At 39.5% G+C, this 23,005-nt stretch carries 20 protein-coding genes and 1 riboswitch; of the genes, 10 read left to right on the plus strand and 10 right to left on the minus strand.

The window, feature by feature from the left end:
• The first annotated feature begins 297 nt into the window (after positions 1-297).
• Entirely contained in the window at positions 298-1,311 is a 1,014-nt protein-coding gene (locus OQ268_RS07795) for a LacI family DNA-binding transcriptional regulator (protein WP_265855555.1), read from the plus strand.
• Here the strand turns inward: OQ268_RS07795 and OQ268_RS07800 are convergent.
• A complete protein-coding gene (locus OQ268_RS07800) occupies positions 1,308-2,537 on the minus strand; it encodes an MFS transporter (RefSeq protein ID WP_265855556.1) in 1,230 nt (409 codons plus the stop codon). The two genes, OQ268_RS07795 and OQ268_RS07800, sit on opposite strands and share 4 nt — an antisense overlap.
• A 173-nt stretch (positions 2,538-2,710) precedes the next feature.
• Here OQ268_RS07800 and OQ268_RS07805 point away from each other — a divergent pair, with 173 nt between their 5' ends.
• The 4 genes from OQ268_RS07805 (at position 2,711) to OQ268_RS07820 (ending at position 6,483) form a co-directional block, all read left to right on the plus strand.
• Positions 2,711-3,154: a MarR family winged helix-turn-helix transcriptional regulator gene (locus OQ268_RS07805; protein WP_265855557.1), complete on the plus strand. Its 444-nt coding sequence runs from the start codon at positions 2,711-2,713 to the stop codon at positions 3,152-3,154.
• 43 nt (positions 3,155-3,197) lie between these two features.
• The gene (locus OQ268_RS07810; protein ID WP_265855558.1) at positions 3,198-4,028 is read left to right on the plus strand and encodes an MBL fold metallo-hydrolase; all 831 of its coding nucleotides are present in this window, start codon (positions 3,198-3,200) and stop codon (positions 4,026-4,028) included.
• Positions 4,029-4,128: 100 nt separating this feature from the next.
• Complete coding sequence (locus OQ268_RS07815; protein ID WP_265855559.1) at positions 4,129-4,725, plus strand: DUF4142 domain-containing protein; 597 nt, start codon at positions 4,129-4,131, stop codon at positions 4,723-4,725.
• A gap of 144 nt (positions 4,726-4,869) precedes the next feature.
• Positions 4,870-6,483 (plus strand): S8 family peptidase, encoded by a 1,614-nt coding sequence (locus OQ268_RS07820; RefSeq protein WP_265855560.1) that lies wholly within the window; start codon positions 4,870-4,872, stop codon positions 6,481-6,483.
• Positions 6,484-6,555: 72 nt separating this feature from the next.
• Here OQ268_RS07820 and OQ268_RS07825 read toward each other — a convergent pair whose 3' ends face one another.
• From OQ268_RS07825 to OQ268_RS07835, 3 genes are read right to left on the minus strand one after another with little or no spacing between them, the layout of a single operon-like run.
• Entirely contained in the window at positions 6,556-8,685 is a 2,130-nt protein-coding gene (locus OQ268_RS07825; RefSeq protein ID WP_265855561.1) for a xanthine dehydrogenase family protein molybdopterin-binding subunit, read from the minus strand.
• The gene (locus OQ268_RS07830; protein WP_265855562.1) at positions 8,685-9,671 is read right to left on the minus strand and encodes an FAD binding domain-containing protein; all 987 of its coding nucleotides are present in this window, start codon (positions 9,669-9,671) and stop codon (positions 8,685-8,687) included. Before OQ268_RS07830 ends, OQ268_RS07825 begins: the two co-directional genes overlap by 1 nt.
• Positions 9,668-10,291, minus strand: coding sequence for a (2Fe-2S)-binding protein (locus OQ268_RS07835; RefSeq protein WP_265855563.1), 624 nt, complete (start codon positions 10,289-10,291; stop codon positions 9,668-9,670). The genes OQ268_RS07830 and OQ268_RS07835 overlap by 4 nt, the downstream gene beginning before the upstream one ends.
• Positions 10,292-10,499: 208 nt before the next feature.
• Here OQ268_RS07835 and OQ268_RS07840 point away from each other — a divergent pair, with 208 nt between their 5' ends.
• Positions 10,500-11,147, plus strand: coding sequence for a YceH family protein (locus OQ268_RS07840; RefSeq protein WP_265855564.1), 648 nt, complete (start codon positions 10,500-10,502; stop codon positions 11,145-11,147).
• 50 nt (positions 11,148-11,197) lie between these two features.
• On the opposite strand, the gene OQ268_RS07845 is transcribed toward OQ268_RS07840, so the two are convergent.
• Together OQ268_RS07845 and mutS are read right to left on the minus strand one after the other, a co-directional pair.
• A complete protein-coding gene (locus OQ268_RS07845) occupies positions 11,198-11,692 on the minus strand; it encodes a C40 family peptidase (protein WP_265855565.1) in 495 nt (164 codons plus the stop codon).
• A gap of 100 nt (positions 11,693-11,792) precedes the next feature.
• Positions 11,793-14,405: a DNA mismatch repair protein MutS gene (gene mutS / locus OQ268_RS07850; RefSeq protein ID WP_265855566.1), complete on the minus strand. Its 2,613-nt coding sequence runs from the start codon at positions 14,403-14,405 to the stop codon at positions 11,793-11,795.
• A 386-nt stretch (positions 14,406-14,791) separates the two neighbouring features.
• Here mutS and OQ268_RS07855 point away from each other — a divergent pair, with 386 nt between their 5' ends.
• On the plus strand, positions 14,792-15,109 hold the full coding sequence (locus OQ268_RS07855) for an HPF/RaiA family ribosome-associated protein (protein ID WP_265855567.1): 318 nt from the start codon (positions 14,792-14,794) through the stop codon (positions 15,107-15,109).
• 80 nt (positions 15,110-15,189) lie between these two features.
• Here the strand turns inward: OQ268_RS07855 and OQ268_RS07860 are convergent, their stop codons facing one another.
• The 4 genes from OQ268_RS07860 to OQ268_RS07875 all read right to left on the minus strand — a co-directional run bounded on the left by OQ268_RS07860 (position 15,190) and on the right by OQ268_RS07875 (position 18,617).
• Positions 15,190-15,915 (minus strand): menaquinone biosynthetic enzyme MqnA/MqnD family protein, encoded by a 726-nt coding sequence (locus tag OQ268_RS07860; protein WP_265855568.1) that lies wholly within the window; start codon positions 15,913-15,915, stop codon positions 15,190-15,192.
• 94 nt (positions 15,916-16,009) lie between these two features.
• Positions 16,010-16,633, minus strand: coding sequence for a histidine phosphatase family protein (locus tag OQ268_RS07865; protein WP_265855569.1), 624 nt, complete (start codon positions 16,631-16,633; stop codon positions 16,010-16,012).
• A gap of 87 nt (positions 16,634-16,720) precedes the next feature.
• Positions 16,721-17,914 (minus strand): aminofutalosine synthase MqnE, encoded by a 1,194-nt coding sequence (gene mqnE / locus OQ268_RS07870; RefSeq protein ID WP_265855570.1) that lies wholly within the window; start codon positions 17,912-17,914, stop codon positions 16,721-16,723.
• Between the two features lie 208 nt (positions 17,915-18,122).
• A complete protein-coding gene (locus tag OQ268_RS07875) occupies positions 18,123-18,617 on the minus strand; it encodes a lipocalin family protein (RefSeq protein ID WP_265855571.1) in 495 nt (164 codons plus the stop codon).
• A 124-nt stretch (positions 18,618-18,741) separates the two neighbouring features.
• Here OQ268_RS07875 and OQ268_RS07880 point away from each other — a divergent pair, with 124 nt between their 5' ends.
• From OQ268_RS07880 to OQ268_RS07890, 3 genes are all read left to right on the plus strand, one after another.
• The gene (locus OQ268_RS07880) at positions 18,742-19,857 is read left to right on the plus strand and encodes a trans-sulfuration enzyme family protein (RefSeq protein WP_265855572.1); all 1,116 of its coding nucleotides are present in this window, start codon (positions 18,742-18,744) and stop codon (positions 19,855-19,857) included.
• Positions 19,858-20,154: 297 nt separating this feature from the next.
• A riboswitch (SAM riboswitch) is annotated at positions 20,155-20,265 on the plus strand.
• A gap of 245 nt (positions 20,266-20,510) precedes the next feature.
• The gene (locus tag OQ268_RS07885; RefSeq protein WP_265855573.1) at positions 20,511-21,836 is read left to right on the plus strand and encodes an O-acetylhomoserine aminocarboxypropyltransferase/cysteine synthase family protein; all 1,326 of its coding nucleotides are present in this window, start codon (positions 20,511-20,513) and stop codon (positions 21,834-21,836) included.
• 33 nt (positions 21,837-21,869) lie between these two features.
• Positions 21,870-22,928, plus strand: coding sequence for a homoserine O-acetyltransferase family protein (locus OQ268_RS07890; RefSeq protein WP_265855574.1), 1,059 nt, complete (start codon positions 21,870-21,872; stop codon positions 22,926-22,928).
• Positions 22,929-23,005 lie beyond the last annotated feature (77 nt).

The following is a 23,005-nucleotide window of genomic DNA, read 5'->3' on the forward strand; positions in this document are numbered from 1 at the left end:
AAACTAGCAATTTATTATTAGATGATCCTTCCGAATGATGTCAAATTGACTTTTTTTTCCCTTTTCTAAATCGATTCTCACTGATATTGATCACATACTTAAAAAATCAAATCACCTGTTATACATCTAACTTCGTGTATTGAATGTCAGAAAATATTTCGTGACTAATTTAAATACTCAAACTGCAAACGATGCTATAAAGTGTGTCCATTTCAACAGTATTCGATTTGTTAAAGGTTTCAAACGTTTGAAATAATTGCTTAATTTTTGTTATCTATGTGCACCGTTTAGAAAAATATGATACCTAATACTCCTGTTACCCTTAAGTTTTTGGCAGAAAAATTAAAAATGTCTGTTTCTACGGTTTCTAAGGCGTTAAATAATTATCCTACCATTAACGAATATACCAAAAAAAGGGTTCAGGAAATGGCGAAGGAACTGAACTTTACGCCGAACAAATCTGCCATCAATTTAAAAGAGCGAAAATCGAGAATCATTGGTATAATCTTACCAAATCTACTCGACCAGTTTTTTACCCGAAGCATTTACGGTATTGAGCAATTTGCAACAGAAAATGGGTACAACGTGATTATCAGCCAAAGCCATGATTCACTGGAGAAAGAAATTCAGTCGGCTAACATGCTTTTAAAAAGTAGGGTTGATGGATTAATAGTGGCCATATCTAAAAATACTGTAGACTTTGCGCATTTAGATCAATTTGAGCAGATTGGCGTTCCGGTAGTATATTATACCCGTAACCCAAGCTTCAACCTAAACTGCCACAAGGTGCTTGGCAATACTTTTCAGGGATGTTACGACGCCACATCCTATTTAATTAGTCGCGGACATCAGCAAATTGGTTATTTGGGCGGGCCCAAGATGAACAACTTTACACACGATCGGTTCAAAGGTTACATCAATGCTTTAAAAGATAACAATTTACCTTTTTCAGCAGAATTGGTTGCCTATACAGACTTTGATAAAGACAACACCAACAGTGCTATTGAAAAACTATTTTCTTCTAAGCTCGAGCCCACGGCACTTGTTGCATTTAAGGAACCTATTTTATTTGATGCCATAAAATATTTAAAATCAATCAATTACCAAGGTTTAGATAAATTAGAATGTATCGGATTTGGCAATCATGCGTTTATTAGCTACCTGGATTCCCCTCCGATCGCATCTATCGAAGAAAATCCGGAGGCTGTTGGGAAAAATGCAATTGAATTACTGTTGCGATTAATTAATCAGGAAATTGACCGATCAGATTACAAAAAAATTATGGTGGACTGCAAGCTTATCATCCACTAGCCCGAAAAGGCTGGAACTTCTTTAATTGTTTTTCTATGCCTCTCGTAATAAATAAAAGCACCAGCAATACCGAGACCAGCAACACCTTCGAAAACAACAACGGTCTGCGCTCCGAATTGATGTGCCATAAAGCCCATTAATAAACTTCCAATAGGCAAAACCCCCTGGTATGCCATGATATAATAACTTAAGGTCCTGCCCCGCATCGTATCATCTGCATGGGTTTGAAGATATGTATTTATAGAAGAGTTCTGAGCCATCAACCCCAAGGCTGCTAATCCTGTAAAAATTAGTGCCAATATAAGTGATGAAGACAATGCCAGCGCCATAACTGCCAGAGCCAATACAATACCAGATATGATAACAGTTCTTTGGATGTTCTGATTTGACTTTAGCGTAGCCATATAGATGGCGCCAAAGAATGCCCCAAAGCCAGCAGCACTTTCAAACCACCCGAAGGTAGTTGCGTCTCCATTAAAAATATCTTTGGCAAACACGGGCAGCAAAGTAGTAAAAGGGATAACCAATAAACTGGAAGCGGCCGTCATTAAGATCATCGATGCCAAATCGGGAGAAGATTTTAAATAGTGATAGCCTTTCCTTAAATCTACCCAAATATTCTCTTTCGATTTAGGTGGTTCTGTAATCTTGAGTTTCATCATCACCATACAGGCCAATACCGCGATAAAGCTTAGAAAATTAATCAGAAAACAGATGTCCTCTCCCATTGTACTTAGCACCACACCAGCCAAAGCCGGACCAATTAACCTGGCTGCATTAAACATTGATGAGTTTAGCGCAATGGCATTTGGCAAGTCTTCTTTATCTTCTATCAAATTAACCATTAGCGACTGACGGGCGGTAACATCAAAAGAATTAACTAAACCTTGCACCAATGATAAAGCGGCAATCCAGAATACATCATACACCTTAAACCAAATCATAAGGGCAAGAGCCCCTGCTTGCAACATCAATATTACCTGGGTAATCACAAGAATCTTGTATTTATTATGCCTATCGGTATAGCTACCGGCGTATGGTGCTAAAATTAAGGAAGGTATCAAACTTAAGAAAGTAACCAAACCCAAAAGAAAAGCAGAACCCGTAAGGCGGTAAATTAACCAGCTAATGGCTACACGCTGCATCCATGTGCCAGTGAGCGAAATTGCCTGGCCTGTAAAAAAAAGCCTATAATTATAATGCTTTAAAGATCGAAAAATACTCATGCTTTATTAGTAAAGTAACTTTACAAAGTTACACAAGAAACTTCTTTTTCTTGCAACATAACAAAAGCAAATTATCATGTTAAAAACATAATAAAGGGTTTTATCATTCAAATTTAACACACCAGTCTATCTAGATTAAATTTATATATTTGTAAAGTTTATTAACCATAATAATGTCTACCTCATCAGAAACTGTAGCTGCTTTACTTAGAAGTACTGTTACCCGGCTAACCCGTCAATTGCGAAAACAAAATGTAGGTGCAGCATATAGTAATGCCGAATTGCTTACCATGTCTCTTTTAGAGCAGCACATCCGTTTATTACCAACTGAACTTGCAGAAATGGAACGTGTATCCAAGCAAGCCATCTCACAAATTCTTAATCGTTTGCTTGACGCAAAGTGTATAGTGAGACTCCAAAGTGAGGAAGACAAACGTAAAATCTTTATTTCCCTATCAAAATTTGGAAGAGACCAACTCCTGGACATTAGAAAGATAAAAGAGGAATGGTTGGTAAAAACAATGGAAAAGCTTTATTCACCAAATGAAATTCAGCTTATTCAGGCATTTTTGCCATTACTATCCAGATTGGCAGAATACAACGAAACCATTGTATAGTTTTCTTTTAACCTAATCAATTTAGCCGTATCTTGCAGCCCTAATGGCATTATATTTCACTTCAATAAATTCGGGCAGCAATGGAAACTGTTATTATGTTGGTAATAACACCGAGGCCGTATTGGTTGATGTAGGACTGACATGCAAGGAAGTTGAAAGGAGAATGGAAAGACTTGGGCTTTCCATGAATAGTATAAAAGCGATCTTCATTTCTCATGAGCATAGTGACCATATCAAAGGTTTAGCTGTTTTAGCAAAAAAATATAAACTACCAGTATATATCAGCACTGCAACATATAAAAGCAGCCGGCTGTCTATCGACGAATCACAAATTTTTAATTTATCTCACACGCAAAAAATAACTATAGGAAACTTAGAAATAACGGCATTTTCTAAATTCCATGACGCTGCTGATCCATACTCTTTCACAATAGCCTGTTGCGATGTTCGTGTAGGTGTATTCACTGATATTGGTGCAGTATGCGATCGATTAATCAGCCAATTTAAAACCTGCCACGCCGCCTTTTTAGAAGCTAACTATGATGTGGAGATGTTAGAACGAGGTGCTTATCCGTATTTCTTAAAACGGAGAATTACCAGCGGTTATGGGCACTTAAGTAATAAGCAGGCTTTGGAGTTATTTCTTAATCACCGACCATCCTACATGAGTCACCTGTTACTCAGCCACCTCTCGAAAGATAATAATGATCCTGCCCTGGTTGAACAGCTGTTTAAAAATGTGGCCGGAAAAATTCATGTCGAGGTAGCTTCCAGACATCAGGAATCTAACGTTTTCTACATTGAGCAAACTGCAAAGGATGCGTACTTCTTTGATCCTAGTCTATATCAGCCTGCGCAACTCAACCTCTTTTAAAGCTCAAGTCAAAAACCTCCTTGCCTGGGCGAGATCAGGATTAGAACAAAACCTTTTTAAGCTAGTTGTGTTTTTTATTCACATTTAATCATCAAGTAAAATGAAAAACATATTCTTAGTTGCGGCAGCCTTAGCTGCTACATTAACCTTCCAAGCATGCCAAACGGCAGATAAAAAATCATCGACAACAAAAGATAGTGTGTCTGGCGATACCTCTATGGTAAATGGCAATCACGTAACTGGTGCCGAAAGCACCGAATCGGGTTTAGATGAAGCAGGTGCTACCTTCCTTAAAAAAGCAGCCATTGGGGGTATAATGGAAGTTGAAGCAGCTAAAATAGCCGAGCAAAATGCTATGAATCCTTCTGTGAAAGCTTTTGCAGCACAGATGTTAACAGACCATACTAAAGCAAATGCAGAATTAAAAGCCTTAAGCACGAGCAAAAAAATTATCACCCCAGATGGTTTACCTGCAGATGAACAGATTCATTTAGATGCAATGAAGAAAATGACTGGCGCAACCTTCGACAAGCATTATATGGAAATGATGGTTAACGACCATGAAAAAACGGTAAACTTGTTTAAAGAGGGCATGCAGAATCGCGACATGGAGCTTAAGACTTTTGCAACGAACACCTTAAAAGTTATTGAGCAGCACGATCAAATGGCTAAGAAAATTTCCTCGGAGATGAAATAAGAAAATAGTCCAGCCCATTTGCATGCTAAATCCCAAGACTATTTGGGATTTTTTTTTGCTATGCTGACGACATTTTTAACACAAATTAACAGAATGAAGAAAATTAAAATTAACTTTCCAACGTTAATAAGAAAAATAATATAAATGAATAAGCGCAAAATTTTTAACACTTTTCTAAGTGCAACCTTTATAATAGCTGCACCTTTAATAGCAGATGCACAGAAACCAAATTGGCAAAACCTAGATCTTAAAACCGATTCCACTTTTGGCATCAGCACAGAGAAAGCATATAAAGAATTATTAAAAGGTAAAAAATCGACCAAAGTCATCGTTGCCGTTAATGATGGCGGAGTGGCTGATACCCATGAAGATTTGAAAAGAATCATGTGGACGAATGCTAAAGAAAAGCCAGGAAATGGAGTAGATGATGATAAGAATGGCTACGCTGATGATATACATGGTTGGAATTTTATCGGGGGACCAAAGGAATCTATTAATTATGAAACCTTAGAATTGACACGCCTGGTACGCCGCGACATGGAACGGTTTGGAAATACCACCGATGCAAGTGTAGCCGAAAAAGATAAAAAAGACTGGGAAACTTTTAAAGCAAGACGTGCAGATTTAGAAAAACAATTAGCTGAGGCGAAACAAGGGCTTGCAGGAATTGGAGGTTTCAAAACCGCCTTGGATGCTGTTGTTAAAAAAATAGGTAAGGAAAATCCTAGTTTGGAAGATTTTAAGAATTTGAAACCGGCTAACCAGTTAGAAGAGCGCATACAAGCTGTAATGGTACAGCAATTACAAAACGGCAGTTTTAAGGATTTCTATGAAGATCAGATTAAAGAAGGGTTCGATTACTATACCCGCCAGGCGGAATACAACTTAAATTTAGACTATAACCCACGTTCCATAGTAGGCGATAATCCAGATGATCCTAAAGAGAAGTTCTATGGCAATAACGATGTGGCAGGTCCTGATGCCATGCACGGCTCGCATGTTGCAGGTATTATAGCCGCAGACCGTACCAATAACCTTGGTATAATGGGTGTAGCAGATAATGTTGCCATTATGGGCGTTCGCTGTACGCCAAATGGTGATGAACGGGATAAAGATGTTGCAAATTCAATTCGATATGCGGTAGATAACGGTGCAAAGGTGATTAACATGAGTTTTGGAAAGGCGTATAGCTGGGATAAAGCAATAGTAAATGATGCCATGAAATATGCTGCTTCAAAGGATGTGCTGATTGTACAAGCGGCCGGTAATGAAAACAAAGATATCGACACAGAAAACAATTTCCCGAACCACAAGGATTTGGATGATAAAACGATCGCATCGTGGATTACTGTTGGCGCATCTGGACCTAAAGATGATGAAAGCCTTAAAGCTAGTTTTTCTAACTTCGGAAAAACACAAGTTGATGTGTTTGCACCTGGTGTACAAATTTACTCAACCGTTCCAGGTTCGAAATATAAAAATCTCGATGGTACGAGTATGGCTTCTCCTGTTGTAGCTGGTTTAGCCGGATTAATTCGCTCATACTATCCAAAATTATCTGCTGCACAAGTAAAAGAGATTATTGTAAAGTCGGTAACGAAAGTGAATCATAATGTATCTTACAAGAAAGGCGATGATGAAAATGCCGAATCTGTATCTGTACCATTTTCAGACTTGTGTATAAGCGGTGGAATTGTAAATGCCTATCAGGCATTAAAATTAGCAGCTACTTATACAGGCAAATCAACAGCCAAGTAATTAATAATCAAAAAAAGGCTCGAGATCATTAAATTTAATTGATCTCGAGCCTTTTTTTATTAATTGGATTCTCTAGATTGTTTTTAAAATTTTATCAGGGGTAATTGGCAACGTTCTAATCCTTTTTCCCGTTGCGTTAAATACCGCATTAGCTACTGCCGCAGAGAAACCAATCAGGGCAATTTCGCCCATTCCTTTAGCACCCATAGGATTGATATGCGGATCGGGTTTATCGATAAAGTGAACTTCAATTTCTGGAATATCTGCATTCACAGGAACATGGTAATCGGCAAAATTGTTATTAATGTACCTTCCAAAACGGTGATCTATGATGGCTTCTTCGGTTAAGGCCATGCCTACGCCGCCAACTGCACCGCCAACCATCTGACTTCGGGCTGTTTTTGGGCTTACAATCTTGCCGGAGTCACCAACTGAAACAATTTTATCCACTTTAACTACGCCAGTTAAGCTATTTACACTTACCTTGACAAAGTGAATAGAGAAACTGTACATCGAAAATTCATCTCGTTCCTTACCTGCCTGGCTCTGCTTAGTTACCTCAATTGAAGGGAGATTATTCTTTCTTAAAACATCAATAAAATTTGCGGTGGCATCCATGTTAGCATTTGCAGCCAGCTCGGCAACTGTTGATTTTAGGGCTACACAAACATCGTTAACAGCAGATCCCACGGTCGAAAGTGTAGCGGATCCACCCTGACTTGGTGCAGGAGGTAGTGACGAATCGCCTAATTCGAAAGTAATCTTGTTTGCTGGAATCCCCATTACCTTGCTGGCAATTAAAGTCATCCCCGTGCCGGTTCCAGGACCGATATCACTAGTAGCACTTTGCAAAACGAGTGTTCCGTTCGCATTTAAGGTACCTTTAACCGTTGCCCGTCCACGGTTAGCGTTAAAAACACCTACACTCACACCATATCCGCTTTGCCACGAGCCGTCTATCAAGCTTCCAGGTTTGTTCTTGCGTTCGTTCCATCCGATCTTCTGAGCCCCAACTCGATAAGCTTCCTTAATATTTTTATCTGAAAAAGGCTTGTCTCGCTGCTGGTCTCTTTCAGGATCGTTCTTGATCCTAAAGTCAAGCGGGTCCATATCTAGTGCATGTGCCATTTCATCAATTGCACTCTCCAGCGCAAATGCACCGGTTGCCTCCCCTGGTCCACGCATCCAAATAGGCACACTTAAATCTACCGGAACTACCGTATATTGCGTATTTACATTATCACATTGATACATAAACTTCGCCATGTTCACTACGCCTTCGGTAAAGTTTTCATAAGCAGCGCTCTCACCAAATGCCCGATGCGTAATGCCTGTAAGCTTACCATCCTTATTAGCACCAAGACCCACAGTTTGAATAGCAGCAGGTCTGTTTCCAACCATAGTGAACATTTGCATTCTTGTAATCACTAACTTCACTGGTTTTGCGATAAGTTTGGAAGCCATAATGGTAGCCATTTCTAACGGCCAGGTTCTTAAGGCCATACCAAAACCACCGCCAACAAACTCAGAATTTACCTGGATATTCTCTGCAGGAATTTTAAAAACATTTGCAATACTTCCCTGGGTGGCTTTTACACCTTGGGTTTTTGCATAAACTGTTAATTGATTGTTTGGCCGCCAATCGGCAATAATGCCATGCAACTCCATCGGATTATGGGTTTCAATCGGCAAATGGTATTCAGATTGTACTTTTACTTCAGCTTGCTGATAGGCGTTCTCTACACCTCGTTTATAATCTGGCTGGCCTTGTAACTTTTTAGCTTTAGCATCCTTAACAGCTTTTTCAAAATCGGTATTAAATTCCTCTTTAGCATAACTCACATTTACCAAAGATGCTGCATACGTTGCCCTTTCAAAGGTATTGGCGACCACCAGCGCAATAGGCTGACCATTAAAGAAAATTTTATCTGTATAAAAAATTTTCATCGGCGAACCTCCCTCTTGTTCATAACCAGGCACTGAGGGCTTATTAAGGTGCGATACTATTGAAATTACGCCTGGTGCACTGGCCGCGGCCTTTGTATCGAGTGAGGTTATTCTACCCTTAGTGATGTTGCTTGTAACTAAAACGCCATATGTTAAGCCTGGTAAATCATATTCGGCAAAATATTTGGCTTTTCCCGTAACCTTGTAAACACCATCTACGCGGTCGTTCTCATCAATTAATCTAACTTTTTCCATTATGATGCTTTTGATTTTGCGACATTTAGCGCCTCAATTATTGAATTCGGTGCCAGTTGTAATTTGAAATTATTTTCACCGAAGCCCTTTGCACCATCCATGGAAAGCCTTGCAGCCTCCACAAAGTTGGCGTTATTAGGTTCTTTACCAACCAGAAATGCTTCGGCTGCCGTTAATCGCCAGGGCTTATGTGCAACACCACCCATAGCCAATTTAACACCAGCAATTTTATTATTTACAAGCTCCATTCCTACCGCAACAGATACGAGCGCAAAGGCATAGGAAGCCCTGTCTCTTACTTTAAGGTAATGTGTATTTTTAGCTAAATTGTTTAGTGGAATCTCTATTCGAAGAATCAATTCATCAGCTTTTAAATTGTTATCTAGCTGAGGTGTATCACCAGCTAAACGATGAAAGTCTTTGAATAAAATTTTTCTTTCTCCTTTAAGGTTCGCTACAACAACCACGGCATCAAGCGCTGCGAGGGCAACACACATATCGCTAGGATGAACTGCAATGCATTTTTCTGAAGTTGCAAAGATAGCATGCATTCGGTTGAATCCGCCAATAGCGGCGCAACCCGAGCCAGGTTTGCGTTTGTTGCACGGCATTTCAGTATCATAAAAATATCCGCATCTTGTGCGTTGCATCATATTCCCACCCACAGTTGCAGCATTACGTAACTGTGCAGATGCACCTGCATTTAGCGCCATTGCAAGCAAAGGCAATTTATCTTTAATTAAGGTACTTTCGGCCACAGCCGTGTTTGTAGCAAGCGCTCCTATTATAATCTGATTGCCCACTTGCCTAATGTCTTTTAACGGAATATGATTGATATCGATGAGTTTCTCCGGGGTGCTTACCCCTCGTTTCATTAAATCAACCAAATTGGTTCCACCTGCAATAAACTTAGCATTCTTATCCTTAGATAAAAGCGACAGTGCCGATTTAGCAGTTGTTGTCCTTAAATACTGGAAATTGATCATGCTTTCGTTCCTCCTTTCGAAACCTCAACAATCGCATCAACAATGTTTGGATAGGCACCACATCTACAAATATTTCCGCTCATGTATTCACTAATTTGAGCCCGCGATCCTGTATGTCCTTCATTTACACAGGCCACTGCAGACATGATTTGTCCAGATGTGCAATAGCCACATTGAAAGCCATCGTGTTTGATAAATGCAGCTTGCATAGGATGAAGTTGTTCACCATCGGCCAATCCTTCTATGGTGGTGATTTTCTTCCCTTCATTCATCACCGCTAGGCTTAGGCAAGAATTCAGCCGTTCGCCATCTACATGAACAGTGCAGGCGCCACATTGGCCATGGTCACAACCCTTTTTTGTGCCCGTAAGATGGAGTTCCTCACGCAAGTAATCCAACAGCGTTACCCTGGGTTCAATGCTGGCTTTGTGCACTGTACCATTTACAGTGATATTTAATGGAATTCTTTCAAAAAGTGCTGCGAAACGTTCATCAGCCTGGTTTTCTGCGGCTTTTACCGCTACTGATGGAGTAAGCGCAATGGCCGTAATTAGGGAACTCTTCTTCAGGAAGTCCCTCCTGCTGTCGCCATTATGTGGTTCCTGATCGGATGATAGCATAAAAATATGTTTTAGGGTATTGTTCTAAAGTTCGTTAATATATGGCTCAAATTTGCACGATTGCAAAATTTAGAATAATTCTAAGTGGATATCCATTATTCAAAAACTACGGGGCATTTCAGTATGTGGATATCATTAATCCGTTTCGGATTATTGAATTACAACAAATTAATTTCGCATTTGTTAACCGTATTTTTATTTTTATCGGATGGAAGATACAAAACCACTCCCCGATTTATCATCAGCAGAACAGCGTGTTTTAGGCTCTTTAATAGAAAAGAGTAGAACTACCCCCGACTACTACCCCATGACATTAAATAGTTTAACTGCTGCCTGCAATCAAAAAAGCTCCCGAAATCCCGTTGTCAACTATGATGAGGAAACCGTAACCTTAACTCTAAATTCCTTAAAGATAAAAGGTCTGATATCGACTGCAACAGGAGGATCAAGTCGTGTAATTAAATATAAACATAACCTGGGAATCGTTTTTCCTTTAGTGCCGGCATCACTATCTATCCTTTGCTTACTACTTTTACGAGGCCCATTGACACCTGGAGAAATTAATAGCAATTCTGGCAGACTGCATGAGTTTGAGACTATTGAAGAGGTGCTGGAACAGCTGCAAATTCTTGCAACAGGTGAAACACCGTTTGTTAAACAAATGATCAAAAAACCAGGGCAAAAAGAAGCCCGATTCAAGCATCTATTAGGCGAACAAGCTGATGAGGTAGACATAGAAGCAGAAGCCGCTACGAATCAAATTCCAGACAACACGCTGCTAGAAACCCGAATCGCGAAGCTAGAGGAAGAGTTGGTTGAATTGAAAGAATTGGTAAACCTACTAATGGACAAATAAGGTAATTAAGATTGCAAATATTGCCAGCGTTAGTAAATCTTTTATGATCGCTAATCTACAGAACCCGACTTCACCAGAACTCGTTGGTATGCAGGTAAGGTTAAGTCATCTACAATTACCCCCCGGGTGGTACTGGCATGTACAAAAAAACCATTATTAAGATACACTCCAACATGGTCAACATCCCTACCACCAAAGGAGAAAAATAACAAATCACCTTCTTTTAATCGTGAAACATCTTTACTTCTTACCGCATTGGCTTGGTCTCTCGAAATTCTTGGGAGATTAATGCCGTAGATTTCCTTTTCGAGTAGAAATGCAAACCCCGAGCAATCAATTCCATTTTTATCTAATCCTCCGAAGCGATATTTCACGCCCGTCCAGTCTGTTATAAACCTGTAAAGCTGTTTACTCTTCAAGTTAGACATGGCATCGGCCGCTTTAGCTGCTTTCGTATCACTCTTGGCTGTATATTTTCTAGTTCCGCAAGCCGAAATAATTATTGAGAGCAATAGAATTAACCAAAACGAATATTTTCTTTTCATTATCATTTAATTTTGCCTTGCAATTGAACCAGCGTAAACAATTAAACAGCAACGGATTATTCTGACTTCGAAGCTCAGGCCAATCCAAGTGACGGATCTATTAATTCTTAATTAGCCGCTGTATCTCATCCAATTTCAACAGGGCCTCTACTGGAGTTAAGGCATTAACATCCAAATTATTTAAAGTGTCTCTAATTTTCACCAGAACAGGATCATCTATCGCAAACATCTGCAACTGGTATGCCTGGTTTTGCACCTTTTTTATGCTATCCTTAATACTTTGCCCTTCTGTTCGGTCTATTTCCAATTTCTTTAAAATTTCATTGGCCCGTCCTACCAATTTCGGCGGCATGCCTGCCATCTTCGCTACGTGAATTCCAAAACTATGTTCGCTACCGCCAGGAACTAACTTTCGTAAAAAAATCACCTTATTAGATAGCTCCTTAACCGATACGTTGAAATTCTTAATCCTCGGCATGGTATTAGCCAATTCATTTAGTTCATGGTAATGAGTGGCAAACAAAGTCTTTGGTCGCGAGGTTGGGTGCTGGTGTAAGAATTCTGCAATAGCCCAGGCTATCGAAATACCATCGTAGGTACTTGTCCCACGACCAATCTCATCCAGCAGAATTAAACTGTTATCAGAAATATTATTTAAGATACTGGCCGTCTCATTCATTTCTACCATAAACGTACTTTCCCCTGATGAAATATTATCAGAAGCTCCAACCCTTGTAAAAATCTTATCAACCAGGCCAACATCAGCAGACTTTGCAGGTACAAAACAACCCATTTGCGCCATCAGCACAATCAAGGCAGTTTGCCTTAGGATAGCAGACTTACCAGCCATATTTGGTCCCGTAATCATGATAATCTGCTGTGCATCACTATCTAAGTACACGTCGTTGGTAATGTATTCCTGTCCTACAGGTAATTGCTTTTCTATAACCGGGTGCCTACCACCTTTAATATCCAGAACCTTTTCCTTATTTACAGTTGGCTTAACATAATGGTTTTTCTCTGCAAGCTGGGCAAAGCATAACAAACAATCTAATTGCGCTATTAGAAACGAATTTAACTGAATGGGCTTAATATAGCTCGCTGTCTCATACATCAATTCATTATATAACCTAATTTCTATCGCCTGAATTTTTTCTTCTGCTCCTAAAATCTGCTCTTCGTAGGCTTTAAGTTCGGGTGTAATATAGCGTTCGGCATTTACCAAAGTTTGCTTTCGAATCCAACCTTCTGGTACTTTATCTTTGTGCGTATGAGTAACCTCCAGGTAATAGCCAAAAACATTGTTAAACGAAATTTTGAGAGATGGGATGCCGGTAGTTTCCACTTCTCTTTTCTGAATTTGCACCAAATAATCTTTCCCACCAAAAGCAATCTTGCGCAGTCGATCTAATTCCTCGTCTACGCCATCATTAATTACATTGCCTTTAATCAGCAAAGCCGGAGGCTCAGCATGCAGCTCTCGTTCAATACGTTCACGAATAGACAAACATGGATTTAACTGGTCGGCAATTTTAACAAGAAAAGGATTTTTTGAGTTTGCGGCCAAATGTTTAACCGCTTCGATGTGAATAAGCGCTCTTTTTAAAGCCACCAGTTCCCTCGGGCCAACACGCTGTAAACCAACCTTTGAAATTAACCTTTCAATATCGCCTATTTGCTTAATGTGCACCAAAAATTCCTGTCGTATTTCGGTATTGCCAACGAAAAAATCGACCATCCCCAAGCGCTCCTGTATAGGTTTCAATTCTTTTAATGGCATTATAATCCACTTCTGTAGCAACCGGGCACCCATAGGTGTACAGGTGTAATCTAAAATATCAAACAGGGTAACAGCATTATCGTTGGCCGAGTTTACCAATTCCAAATTTCTGATTGTGAATCGGTCTAGCCACATGTAACGGTCTTCCTCAATCCTGCTAATCGAAGTAATGTGTTGAAGATTACGGTGCTCTGTTTCGCCAAGGTAGTGCAAAATCACGCCTGCGGCAATAATGCCACTCTGCAGCCGCTCTATACCAAAACCTTTTAAAGAGGCAACATCGAAATGTTTGGTTAAGGTTTCCAGCGCATAATCAGCGGTATACGGCCATTCGTCCAAGCCGAAGGTATAAAAACGATCGCCGAAGTGTTCCATAAACTGCTGACGCTTGGATTTTTGAAAAATAACCTCAGTCGGTTTAAACCCTTGCAGCAATTTATCTATATAATCGCTGTTCCCCTGGGCAATCATAAATTCGCCGGTAGAAATATCGAGAAATGAGACACCAATCTGTGCCTTATCGAAATAAATCGATGCTAAATAATTATTAGATTTCTGGTTAACAATGTTATCTCCGTAGGCAACGCCTGGAGTAACCAGTTCAGTAACCCCACGTTTTACAATGGTTTTGGTTGCCTTTGGGTCTTCAAGTTGATCGCAGATCGCCACACGCTGCCCGGCCCTAACCAATTTGGAAAGGTAATTATCTAAAGAATGATGCGGAAAACCCGCAAGCTCCAACGCACCTCCATTTGGTCCGGTACCTCTTCTGGTTAAAACAATACCCAAAATCTGAGCTGTTTTTATGGCATCTTCGCCAAAGGTTTCGTAAAAATCTCCAACCCTAAAAAGTAAAAGTGCACCCGGATACTTTGCCTTTATGGCATTGTATTGTTGCATTAAAGGGGTTTCCTTATTCGTATCTTTAGCCAAAACTTTAATTAATTTGCAAAAGCTATAAAGATAACACGATTAGCCATTTTCTAACGCTTTTGTTGAAAAGTTGAAAGTTTTACCTTCACCAACCTAACGCCAAACAGATTTTTTGATCAGAAAATGAACATGCAGTTGCGCTTCGGAAAATGCAGCCCTGCTATACATTACAATTTTTTTGATTAAGGAACAAGCACAGATTTCGCTACTGTTTGTTTCAATCTTGGAAAGCTATGCACCCCATGCGTGCAGCAAAAAAGATTTTCATTACTATCAGGTTTAGAAACAAAGGATGCTCCAGGCTAAATGTTTAAAATTAAAGATTGCTAATCGAAAACGATTTTCAGAGTCGGCTGTTAATCTAGTACATTTAACCTAATAATTTTATGATGACGATACAGCTTAATACTGACAAAAACCTAACCATACACCAAGAGTACGAAGACAAGATTCAAACACAAATTGCCGACGCACTAGGTAGATTCGATGATTTGATCACCAGATTAGAGGTACATTTATCAGACGAAAATGGAAGTAAAGACGGTTTGGAAGATAAGAGATGCTTATTGGAAGCCAGAATTACGGGCAAAGAGCCCATTGCAGTTACCAACTTTGGCAACAATTACGACTTGGCCATTGCGGGTGCATTAACGAAATTAAAAAGTAAGCTGGAAACGATATCCGGCAAACTTAAAACACATTAAAACATAAAGGCAGCCCAAGCAGGCTGCCTTTATGTTTATACGATACGCTTTTCAAAGCAAAATATAATGATCGATTAGCCTTAGAGCTTTTGGATATATTCTAAAAACAAGCTCAAGGCCTTTCTCCGCTCATCGGTAACATCAAATTGAAGTTTGTGGTGAAGGTAATCACTCAAATCGAAATTTCTTGAGGGCTTTAACGCTTTCAAAACTTCATCGCGATGCGCCAAACCAAACCTAAGCGCTGCATTAAATTCCTCCTTAAATTCTTTCGATATTACTTTATTGGCAACCCACGCTGCATACATGAATGGTAGGCCTGTGAAATTTTTCCACTCCTCACCCATATCATAAGCATAGGCGAAATCATCTTTCTTGCCGAATGTTCTATCGCCAATCAATACCATCGCATCGGTGTTGGCATCAAGGTCGGTAGTAAATGCTACTACCTTTTGCCAATGAAATTTAAGCAATACTTTTGCAAGATTGTTAGAGGTTCTAGAATGCGCATCAAGCTTTACCGTTTTTATTTCTTCAATAGGAACATTGCTAAAAATAAATACAGAATTTACTGCACCATCGCTACCAATACAATAATCTGCTATAATATTTGCGTTGGGTACTAATGGTATCGCAGCTACAGGAATCAAACCAATATCAACCTGGCCATCAATGAGTTTTGCTGCGCAATCTGAAGGAATATCTAAACTCAAGTCAATGCTATCAATTATAGCAGAATGTTCTAATCCGTAAATGAATGCTTTGGTGTTGGTATATGCAACAGCCGATATTTTTATTTTACTCAAGCTTATAAATCTTTATTTAAGCGCTTGCACTAGATCTCTTTCAGCTCTTATGCGAATAAAAGGATGCAGAAATTTAGCAAGAGCACATCACCTATTAACCGATCACTAATCCATCTAAATGTAGCACACTATTAAATTCGAGCACTGAAAACTTTCCATCTTCAAAACCCAATCTGTATAAAACAGTGTTTTGATGGGGGAACTCGGTCATCTCGCTTAAGGGTTTTCCAAGTAACAAACATAAAAACACACGCATTGCCCGCCCATGCATACAAAGTAACACCGTTTTCTCCTCAGGTCTGTTCGCGAGCAACTCCATAGGCTGTTTCAGGCGCTCGTAAACATCCTGAACACTTTCACCCCCTTCAAAGCCAGCTGTATAATCTCCATCTTGCCAAGTTTGCAACATGGTCCTAAAAGCTTCTCGTGCTTCTTCAGAATTTGGTTTTCCTTCCCAGATTCCCCAAGCTAGCTCATCCAGGCCCGAGAGCTTCTCCCATGGCAAACCCGAATCGATAAACTTTTGCACGGTTTGCCAAGTTCTTTTCAAGTCTGAAGTGTAAATTTTATCGAAAGGGATATCTTTATATTTTTGATAAAAAGCTTCCGCTTGTGCTCTTCCTGTATCATTTAAGTCGGCATTTATACCTCTTCCCTGCACTATTCCCTGTCTGTTTAATTCTGTTTCGCCGTGGCGGATGATATAAATTTGTTTCATTTAAGTTATTCAATGTTTGTTTTCAGACCAACTCAATGGCCAATCTTCAAGGCATAATGCCCTTTGGAAAGGTTACTGGTAAGTTAATTAATTCACGACTGGTAGCTTGTAGTACTGAGGCTTTTTCTCTTCTTCAAAAACAACATTTTCAAAATCGGTTACCACGTTATACAATGTATCTCTCTCGATTGGTTTTCTATCTACTTGTTTAATTAAGGTTACGAGTTCTCGAGTACTCATTGCCGGTGTTTGCTCTTCTGCACCCGCCATTGAGTAAATTTTTGTGGTATCATCTAGTGTTCCATCGATATCATCAACGCCATAATTGAGCGATAGCTGTGCAGTTTCCCGACTAATCATTGCCCAATACGCTTTTATATGATCGAAGTTATCCAGGTAGATCCTGGCAATCGCATAATTTCTCAAATCCTCAATTACCGAAGATTCAGCCACATGGCTCATTTGATTATGCTGATTTCTAAATTTTAGTGGAATAAAAGTTTGGAAACCACCAGTTTTGTCTTGCAACATACGCAGGCGTTCCATATGATCGATACGATGCTCAAAGCTTTCAATATGGCCATAGAGCATAGTTGCATTACTGCGCATACCTAGGTTATGCCATTCTTCATGAATTGCTAACCATTCTTCCCCTGTGCATTTATCTTTAGCTATTTGCTGGCGTATTTCTGGGTGAAATATTTCCGCACCGCCACCTGGCATCGATTGTAAACCAGCCTCCTTCATCAACTTCATCCCAGATGCGTAATCAAGCTTTGCTTTTTTGAAGATATAGTGGTATTCTACAGGTGTTAGCGCCTTCACATGTAAATCTGGGCGATGGGCACGAATGGCAGAAAATAGCGCCGAATAAAAAGCAACGTCGTACTGGGGTAAAACTCCACCCACAATATGCACTTCCGTAACCGGCTCTGCATCGTATTTCTTCACGATATCGAGCATCTGATCCATCGTTAAAGCCCAGCCTTCTTCCTTTTGCTTAATCAAACGAGAATACGAACAAAATTTACAGTCGTAAACACAAAGGTTGGTAGGCTCCAAATGGAAATTTCTATTGAAGTAAGTCTTATCACCATGCTTTTCTGTACGGATATAATTGGCCAATATCCCCAGGTATCCCAGTTCAGCATGTTCGTAAAGATAAACACCTTCATCAAATGTAATCCGTGCTTTATTTAAGACTTTCCTTGCGATCTGTGTGAGTTCGGCCGATAATGATGCATCAGCTAATATTTTTTCAACTTGCTCAGTTGTATTCATTCCTGATTGATTTTGAACAAAAATACAATATTGGGCCGATTTGAAAATCATTTTGTTGTAACAAACGGTGAATTTCGCTATTTGCGTCTGGTATCAATAGTAATTCAAACACAGAAGAATCTGGGACAGTAAAGCTTTCAAGAGCATTAATTAAAACCAAAAAAGCACCTCTTTTCAGAAGTGCCTTATTGTTATTATCGAGACGGAATTAGTTTGAAGCTGGAGTGAAAGTCAATATAATGTTAGCCGTTTTTCCACCAAACTCTATCGGAGATTTCATTACCATGTTGCCTTTTGATAATTGGGTAAGCACTAAACGATACCCTTCAGTAACGTTCTTGGCTTTATCTCCTTCAAATATTTTTTTGAATTGAAATGTTTCTTCTGCAGGAGTTGCAGACCAGAAAATCGTTTGCATCACTGCACCACAAGTACTCGAAGCAGGTAAAGTATATGATCCGTTACCACTATTGGTTAGTTTCCAAGTACTGCCTTCAAAACATTTGTAAGACTTTTCGCCAAATAAACCTTGCACAGCCTGATCAGGTAATCCATCCAGCGCAATATTACTTAACACCCACGTACCGGTAATGGTTCCTCTACCGCCGTTAATACCAGTAGTTGCATTTTTTGTTGATGAACAACTTTGTAACATTACCAATGTAGAACATGCAATTGCAATCGCTATAAATAATCTTCTCATTTTTTGTAGAATTTAATTTTTGCCAAAGTGAATACATAAATCTTGCCAAAACCATTTGGTACCTTATTTTAGCGCCAAATTATTAAATTGCACAACTTTTAATTTAGATCTTACAACTTCTGTTATGAAACCGGAAACGCTTGCTATTCATGCCTCTAATCTTGTAAAAAATACAACTGGAGATGTTACACCTCCAATAAATTTATCTACTACTTTTTTTCGCGATGAGCATGGTGGTTACCCTGGTGGCCACATGTATAGTCGAGTGAGCAACCCAAATAGGTCTGCTTTAGAAAACACTGTGGCTAAATTGGAGTTTGGTGAAGACGCAGCGGCATTTGCATCGGGGAATAATTGCGGGATGAGCTTGTTTCAGGCATTAAAACCCGGTAGCCACATCATTGCGCCAGATGATATGTATTGGGGAATTAAGAAACAATTACTCACAATTTTCAATGAAACGCTTTCTTTTGATTTTGTAGACCAGACCGATCTCGAATTAATTAAATCTGCTATAAAGCCCAATACAGCCCTAATTTGGATAGAAACGCCATCGAACCCATTGCTAAAGGTTACGGACATCGAAGAAATTGCAAAAATCGCCAGGAATAGCGGAATAACCTTAGCCTGCGATAGTACGTTTGCTTCGCCTATTCTGCAAAATCCTATTTTGTTAGGCGCTAATATTGTAATGCATAGCAGCACGAAATATCTGGGTGGCCATAGCGACATTTTAGGGGGTATACTTGTCACCGCGAAAAAGGATGAACTGTGGGAAAGGATAAGAAATGTGCAACAAACAGGTGGAGCGGTGCCTTCGCCATTTGATTGTTTTCTGCTATGTAGAAGTATAAAAACCTTGTCCTATCGTATGAGAGGCCATTGCGAAAACGGGGAAAAGGTTGCGCAGTATCTGGTCAATCATCCAAATGTTGAAGCCGTATTTTATCCTGGACTGGAAAGCCATCCTCAACATTCCATTGCCAAGAAACAAATGAAAGCTTTTGGCGGCATGATGTCTTTTTTGGTAAAGGGCGATGTAGACGCGACATCCAAAGTTGTTAATAAAGTTAAGCTCTTTGCACAGGCTACGAGTCTAGGTGGCGTAGAGAGTCTAATAGAGCACCGCTATTCTGTTGAAGGACCAGACAGCAAAACGCCAAAGAATTTACTACGGATTTCTGTAGGATTAGAACATGTAGACGACATTATCGCCGATTTAGCGCAAGCGCTGGCGTAAAATAAATTATTTCATAAAGCTTATTACTTTTTAAAGATTGCTCATTTCAGTGGCATGTATTCTACAATAAGTTGGGGTCATGTTCTGTGCTGATCATATTACACTGCCGACTACTTGCATGTGAGTCATGTTAATAAGGCATAATTAAGTTTAATCCTATTTGATCTAAAAAATTACAACACTGAAATTCAGGTATTTAAAAAAATATCAGAATTTAATTTTGTTGTTTGATTAATAATTTGAATATTTGAAATATTATTTGGTAGGTAACTAAATAAAAGTCAATCTATTCAGGTTGATTTATAAAGAAGTGGCGAGAGACTGGCTCTTTGACCCACTGGCAACCCTCAGAAAGAGAAGGTGCCAATTCCAGACCAATTAACAAGGTGTTATTTGGAAATATAAATTTTAACTGATGAAAATATTAAATCTTCAATCGCAAGGCGAACATCATCTGAATAAGGTAAAAAATCTTTCTATTCAATTAATTGGGTTTACGGGTATGTGCTGTTGCATGTACTAATCTATAAAACTTCCTCTATTGTAATTACTTCAAATTGGAAGGTCTCGTTTACTCGAGATACGCAACATTGGCCGGCTCCTTTTATAGGATCCAAGCAAAATAACCCAGTTTCCACTTAAACTTTATCAAAATGTCAGACACCTATAAATTTGAAACATTACAGATTCATGCTGGTCAGGAAATAGATCCAACTACCGGTTCAAGAGCGGTGCCCATCTATCAAACTACCTCCTACGGCTTTAAGAATGCCGAACATGGTGCAAATTTATTTGCACTAAAAGAGTTTGGTAACATCTATACGAGGATTATGAATCCAACTAATGATGTGTTTGAAAAGAGAATTGCGGCCTTAGAGGGTGGAGTTGCTGCTTTGGCTGTTGCATCTGGACAGGCAGCACAATTTATTGCATTAAATAATATCTTAGAGGCTGGCGATAGTATCGTTTCATCTTCCCATATATATGGCGGTACATATAATCAGTTTAAAGTCGCCTTTAAGCGATTAGGGATTCATGTAGATTTTGCAAATCCAGATAACCCGGAGGAATTTGAAACAAAGATTACAGATCAGACCAAGGCTATTTATCTGGAGACCATAGGAAACCCTGCATTTAGTATTCCAGATTTCGAAAAAATTGCAGCGATTGCTAAAAAATACGATTTACCATTAGTTGTTGATAACACTTTTGGTGCCGCAGGTTATTTATTTAAGCCTTTAGAACATGGAGCAAACATTGTTGTTGAATCTGCGACGAAATGGATCGGCGGGCACGGAACAAGCATTGGCGGTGTGATTGTAGATGGTGGAAACTACAATTGGGGAAATGGTAAGTTTCCACAATTTAGCCAACCAGCTGAAGGATACCATGGCCTGGTTTTTAGCGACGTTTTTGGCGTTGATGGTCCGTTTGGAAATATTCAATTCATAATTCGTGCTCGTGTAGAAGGACTTAGAGATTTAGGGCCAGCACTCTCCCCTTTCAACTCTTTTCTACTGTTGCAAGGTTTGGAAACGCTTTCCCTAAGAGTACAGAGGCATGTAGACAATGCCCTGGAATTGGCCACATGGCTCGAAAATCATCCAGCAGTTAAGGAAGTTTCTTACCCAGGCTTGGCAAGCAGTAAATACAATAGCCTCGCTAAAAAGTACCTTAGCAATGGTTTCGGGGCTGTACTATCTTTCGAACTTAACGGAACTAAAGAAAGTGCCACTCAGTTAATTGATCATCTAAAATTAATTTCACACTTAGCAAATGTGGGTGATGCCAAAACGCTAATTATACAACCATCGGCCACAACACACCAGCAATTAAGTGATGAAGCACAACTCGCAGCTGGTGTGAAACCTAATGCACTCCGCGTTTCAGTTGGTATCGAACATATCGATGATATCAAAGCAGATTTTGAACAGGCTTTTAAGGCTACTGGGGCCGGTGCAAAAACAGAACTAGGCTAACCTTATCATTTAAAAACAAGATTCCTTTTATCAATGAGTATTTCATCAATATATAGTTACGGTAAACAGTTTAAACTAGAGAGTGGCAAAAAAATCAAGAACTTACAAATTGCCTATCAAACCTATGGTAAATTGAATGCGAACCGCGACAATGTGATTTGGGTTTGTCATGCGCTAACCGCTAATGCAGATGTTTTTGAATGGTGGGAAGGTTTATTTGGCGCTAATGCCTTATTTAATCCTAATGATCATTACATCATTTGCGCTAATGTTCTTGGTTCCAATTATGGCACTACAAATCCGCTGAGCACAAACCCTGTTACGGGTCTGCCTTATTATTTAGCATTTCCGCAATTTACGGTACGCGATTTTGTCTCTGCACACCAGTTACTGGCGACACACCTTGGGATTGACCAAATTAAGTTATTAATTGGCGGTTCTTTAGGCGGACAACAGGCGGTTGAGTGGGCTATTATAGAGGCCAGGCGGATTGCCAACCTGATTTTAGTAGCTACAAATGCAGTGCATTCGCCATGGGGAATTGCTTTCAACGAAAGCCAGCGCTTAGCGATAACTGCAGATAGAACATTTTTTGCAAATCAACCGAATGGCGGCGAAAAGGGATTGAAAGCTGCAAGGAGCATTGCACTCTTGAGCTATAGAACTTACGACGCCTACGGTAGCACACAAGTAGAAAGCGTTAATGATAAAACTGACCAATTCCGGGCTGCTTCTTACCAAAATTACCAGGGTGAAAAGTTAACCAACCGCTTCAATGCATACAGTTATTACTATTTAACCAAGGCCATGGATAGCCATAATGTAGGCAGAAACCGCAAAAGTATTTCCGAAGCGCTTAAACAGATTTTAGCAAATACGTTGGTAATTGGAATTGAAAATGATTTTCTTTTTCCTATTTCGGAACAAAAATATTTAGCTGATCACATTAAAGATGCGCAGTTTGCAGCAATTCACTCGGCTTATGGGCACGATGGTTTCTTGATTGAAACAAATGTACTTACTAACATCATTGGCACCTTTATGAAGGAAAGTAGCAATAAAAAAATTATTAAACTGCAACATACAGCTTAACTTTTCGGTCAGATCAACAATTAAAAACATAAAACTTACTGCTGCGCTTTCTAGCGTTGCAGTGATAGCATAAACAA

It is taken from the genome of Pedobacter sandarakinus (assembly GCF_026240095.1).
Taxonomy (GTDB): Bacteria; Bacteroidota; Bacteroidia; order Sphingobacteriales; family Sphingobacteriaceae; genus Pedobacter; species Pedobacter sandarakinus.

What these genes read in the sequence shown, in the direction of transcription:
- OQ268_RS07795 (WP_265855555.1), top strand. Translation starts at nt 298, where the DNA reads ATGATACCTAATACTCCTGTTACCCTTAAGTTTTTGGCAGAAAAATTA.
- OQ268_RS07800 (WP_265855556.1), bottom strand. Translation starts at nt 2,537, where the DNA reads ATGAGTATTTTTCGATCTTTAAAGCATTATAATTATAGGCTTTTTTTT.
- OQ268_RS07805 (WP_265855557.1), top strand. Translation starts at nt 2,711, where the DNA reads ATGTCTACCTCATCAGAAACTGTAGCTGCTTTACTTAGAAGTACTGTT.
- OQ268_RS07810 (WP_265855558.1), top strand. Translation starts at nt 3,198, where the DNA reads ATGGCATTATATTTCACTTCAATAAATTCGGGCAGCAATGGAAACTGT.
- OQ268_RS07815 (WP_265855559.1), top strand. Translation starts at nt 4,129, where the DNA reads ATGAAAAACATATTCTTAGTTGCGGCAGCCTTAGCTGCTACATTAACC.
- OQ268_RS07820 (WP_265855560.1), top strand. Translation starts at nt 4,870, where the DNA reads ATGAATAAGCGCAAAATTTTTAACACTTTTCTAAGTGCAACCTTTATA.
- OQ268_RS07825 (WP_265855561.1), bottom strand. Translation starts at nt 8,685, where the DNA reads ATGGAAAAAGTTAGATTAATTGATGAGAACGACCGCGTAGATGGTGTT.
- OQ268_RS07830 (WP_265855562.1), bottom strand. Translation starts at nt 9,671, where the DNA reads ATGATCAATTTCCAGTATTTAAGGACAACAACTGCTAAATCGGCACTG.
- OQ268_RS07835 (WP_265855563.1), bottom strand. Translation starts at nt 10,291, where the DNA reads ATGCTATCATCCGATCAGGAACCACATAATGGCGACAGCAGGAGGGAC.
- OQ268_RS07840 (WP_265855564.1), top strand. Translation starts at nt 10,500, where the DNA reads ATGGAAGATACAAAACCACTCCCCGATTTATCATCAGCAGAACAGCGT.
- OQ268_RS07845 (WP_265855565.1), bottom strand. Translation starts at nt 11,692, where the DNA reads ATGAAAAGAAAATATTCGTTTTGGTTAATTCTATTGCTCTCAATAATT.
- OQ268_RS07855 (WP_265855567.1), top strand. Translation starts at nt 14,792, where the DNA reads ATGATGACGATACAGCTTAATACTGACAAAAACCTAACCATACACCAA.
- OQ268_RS07865 (WP_265855569.1), bottom strand. Translation starts at nt 16,633, where the DNA reads ATGAAACAAATTTATATCATCCGCCACGGCGAAACAGAATTAAACAGA.
- mqnE (WP_265855570.1), bottom strand. Translation starts at nt 17,914, where the DNA reads ATGAATACAACTGAGCAAGTTGAAAAAATATTAGCTGATGCATCATTA.
- OQ268_RS07875 (WP_265855571.1), bottom strand. Translation starts at nt 18,617, where the DNA reads ATGAGAAGATTATTTATAGCGATTGCAATTGCATGTTCTACATTGGTA.
- OQ268_RS07880 (WP_265855572.1), top strand. Translation starts at nt 18,742, where the DNA reads ATGAAACCGGAAACGCTTGCTATTCATGCCTCTAATCTTGTAAAAAAT.
- OQ268_RS07885 (WP_265855573.1), top strand. Translation starts at nt 20,511, where the DNA reads ATGTCAGACACCTATAAATTTGAAACATTACAGATTCATGCTGGTCAG.
- OQ268_RS07890 (WP_265855574.1), top strand. Translation starts at nt 21,870, where the DNA reads ATGAGTATTTCATCAATATATAGTTACGGTAAACAGTTTAAACTAGAG.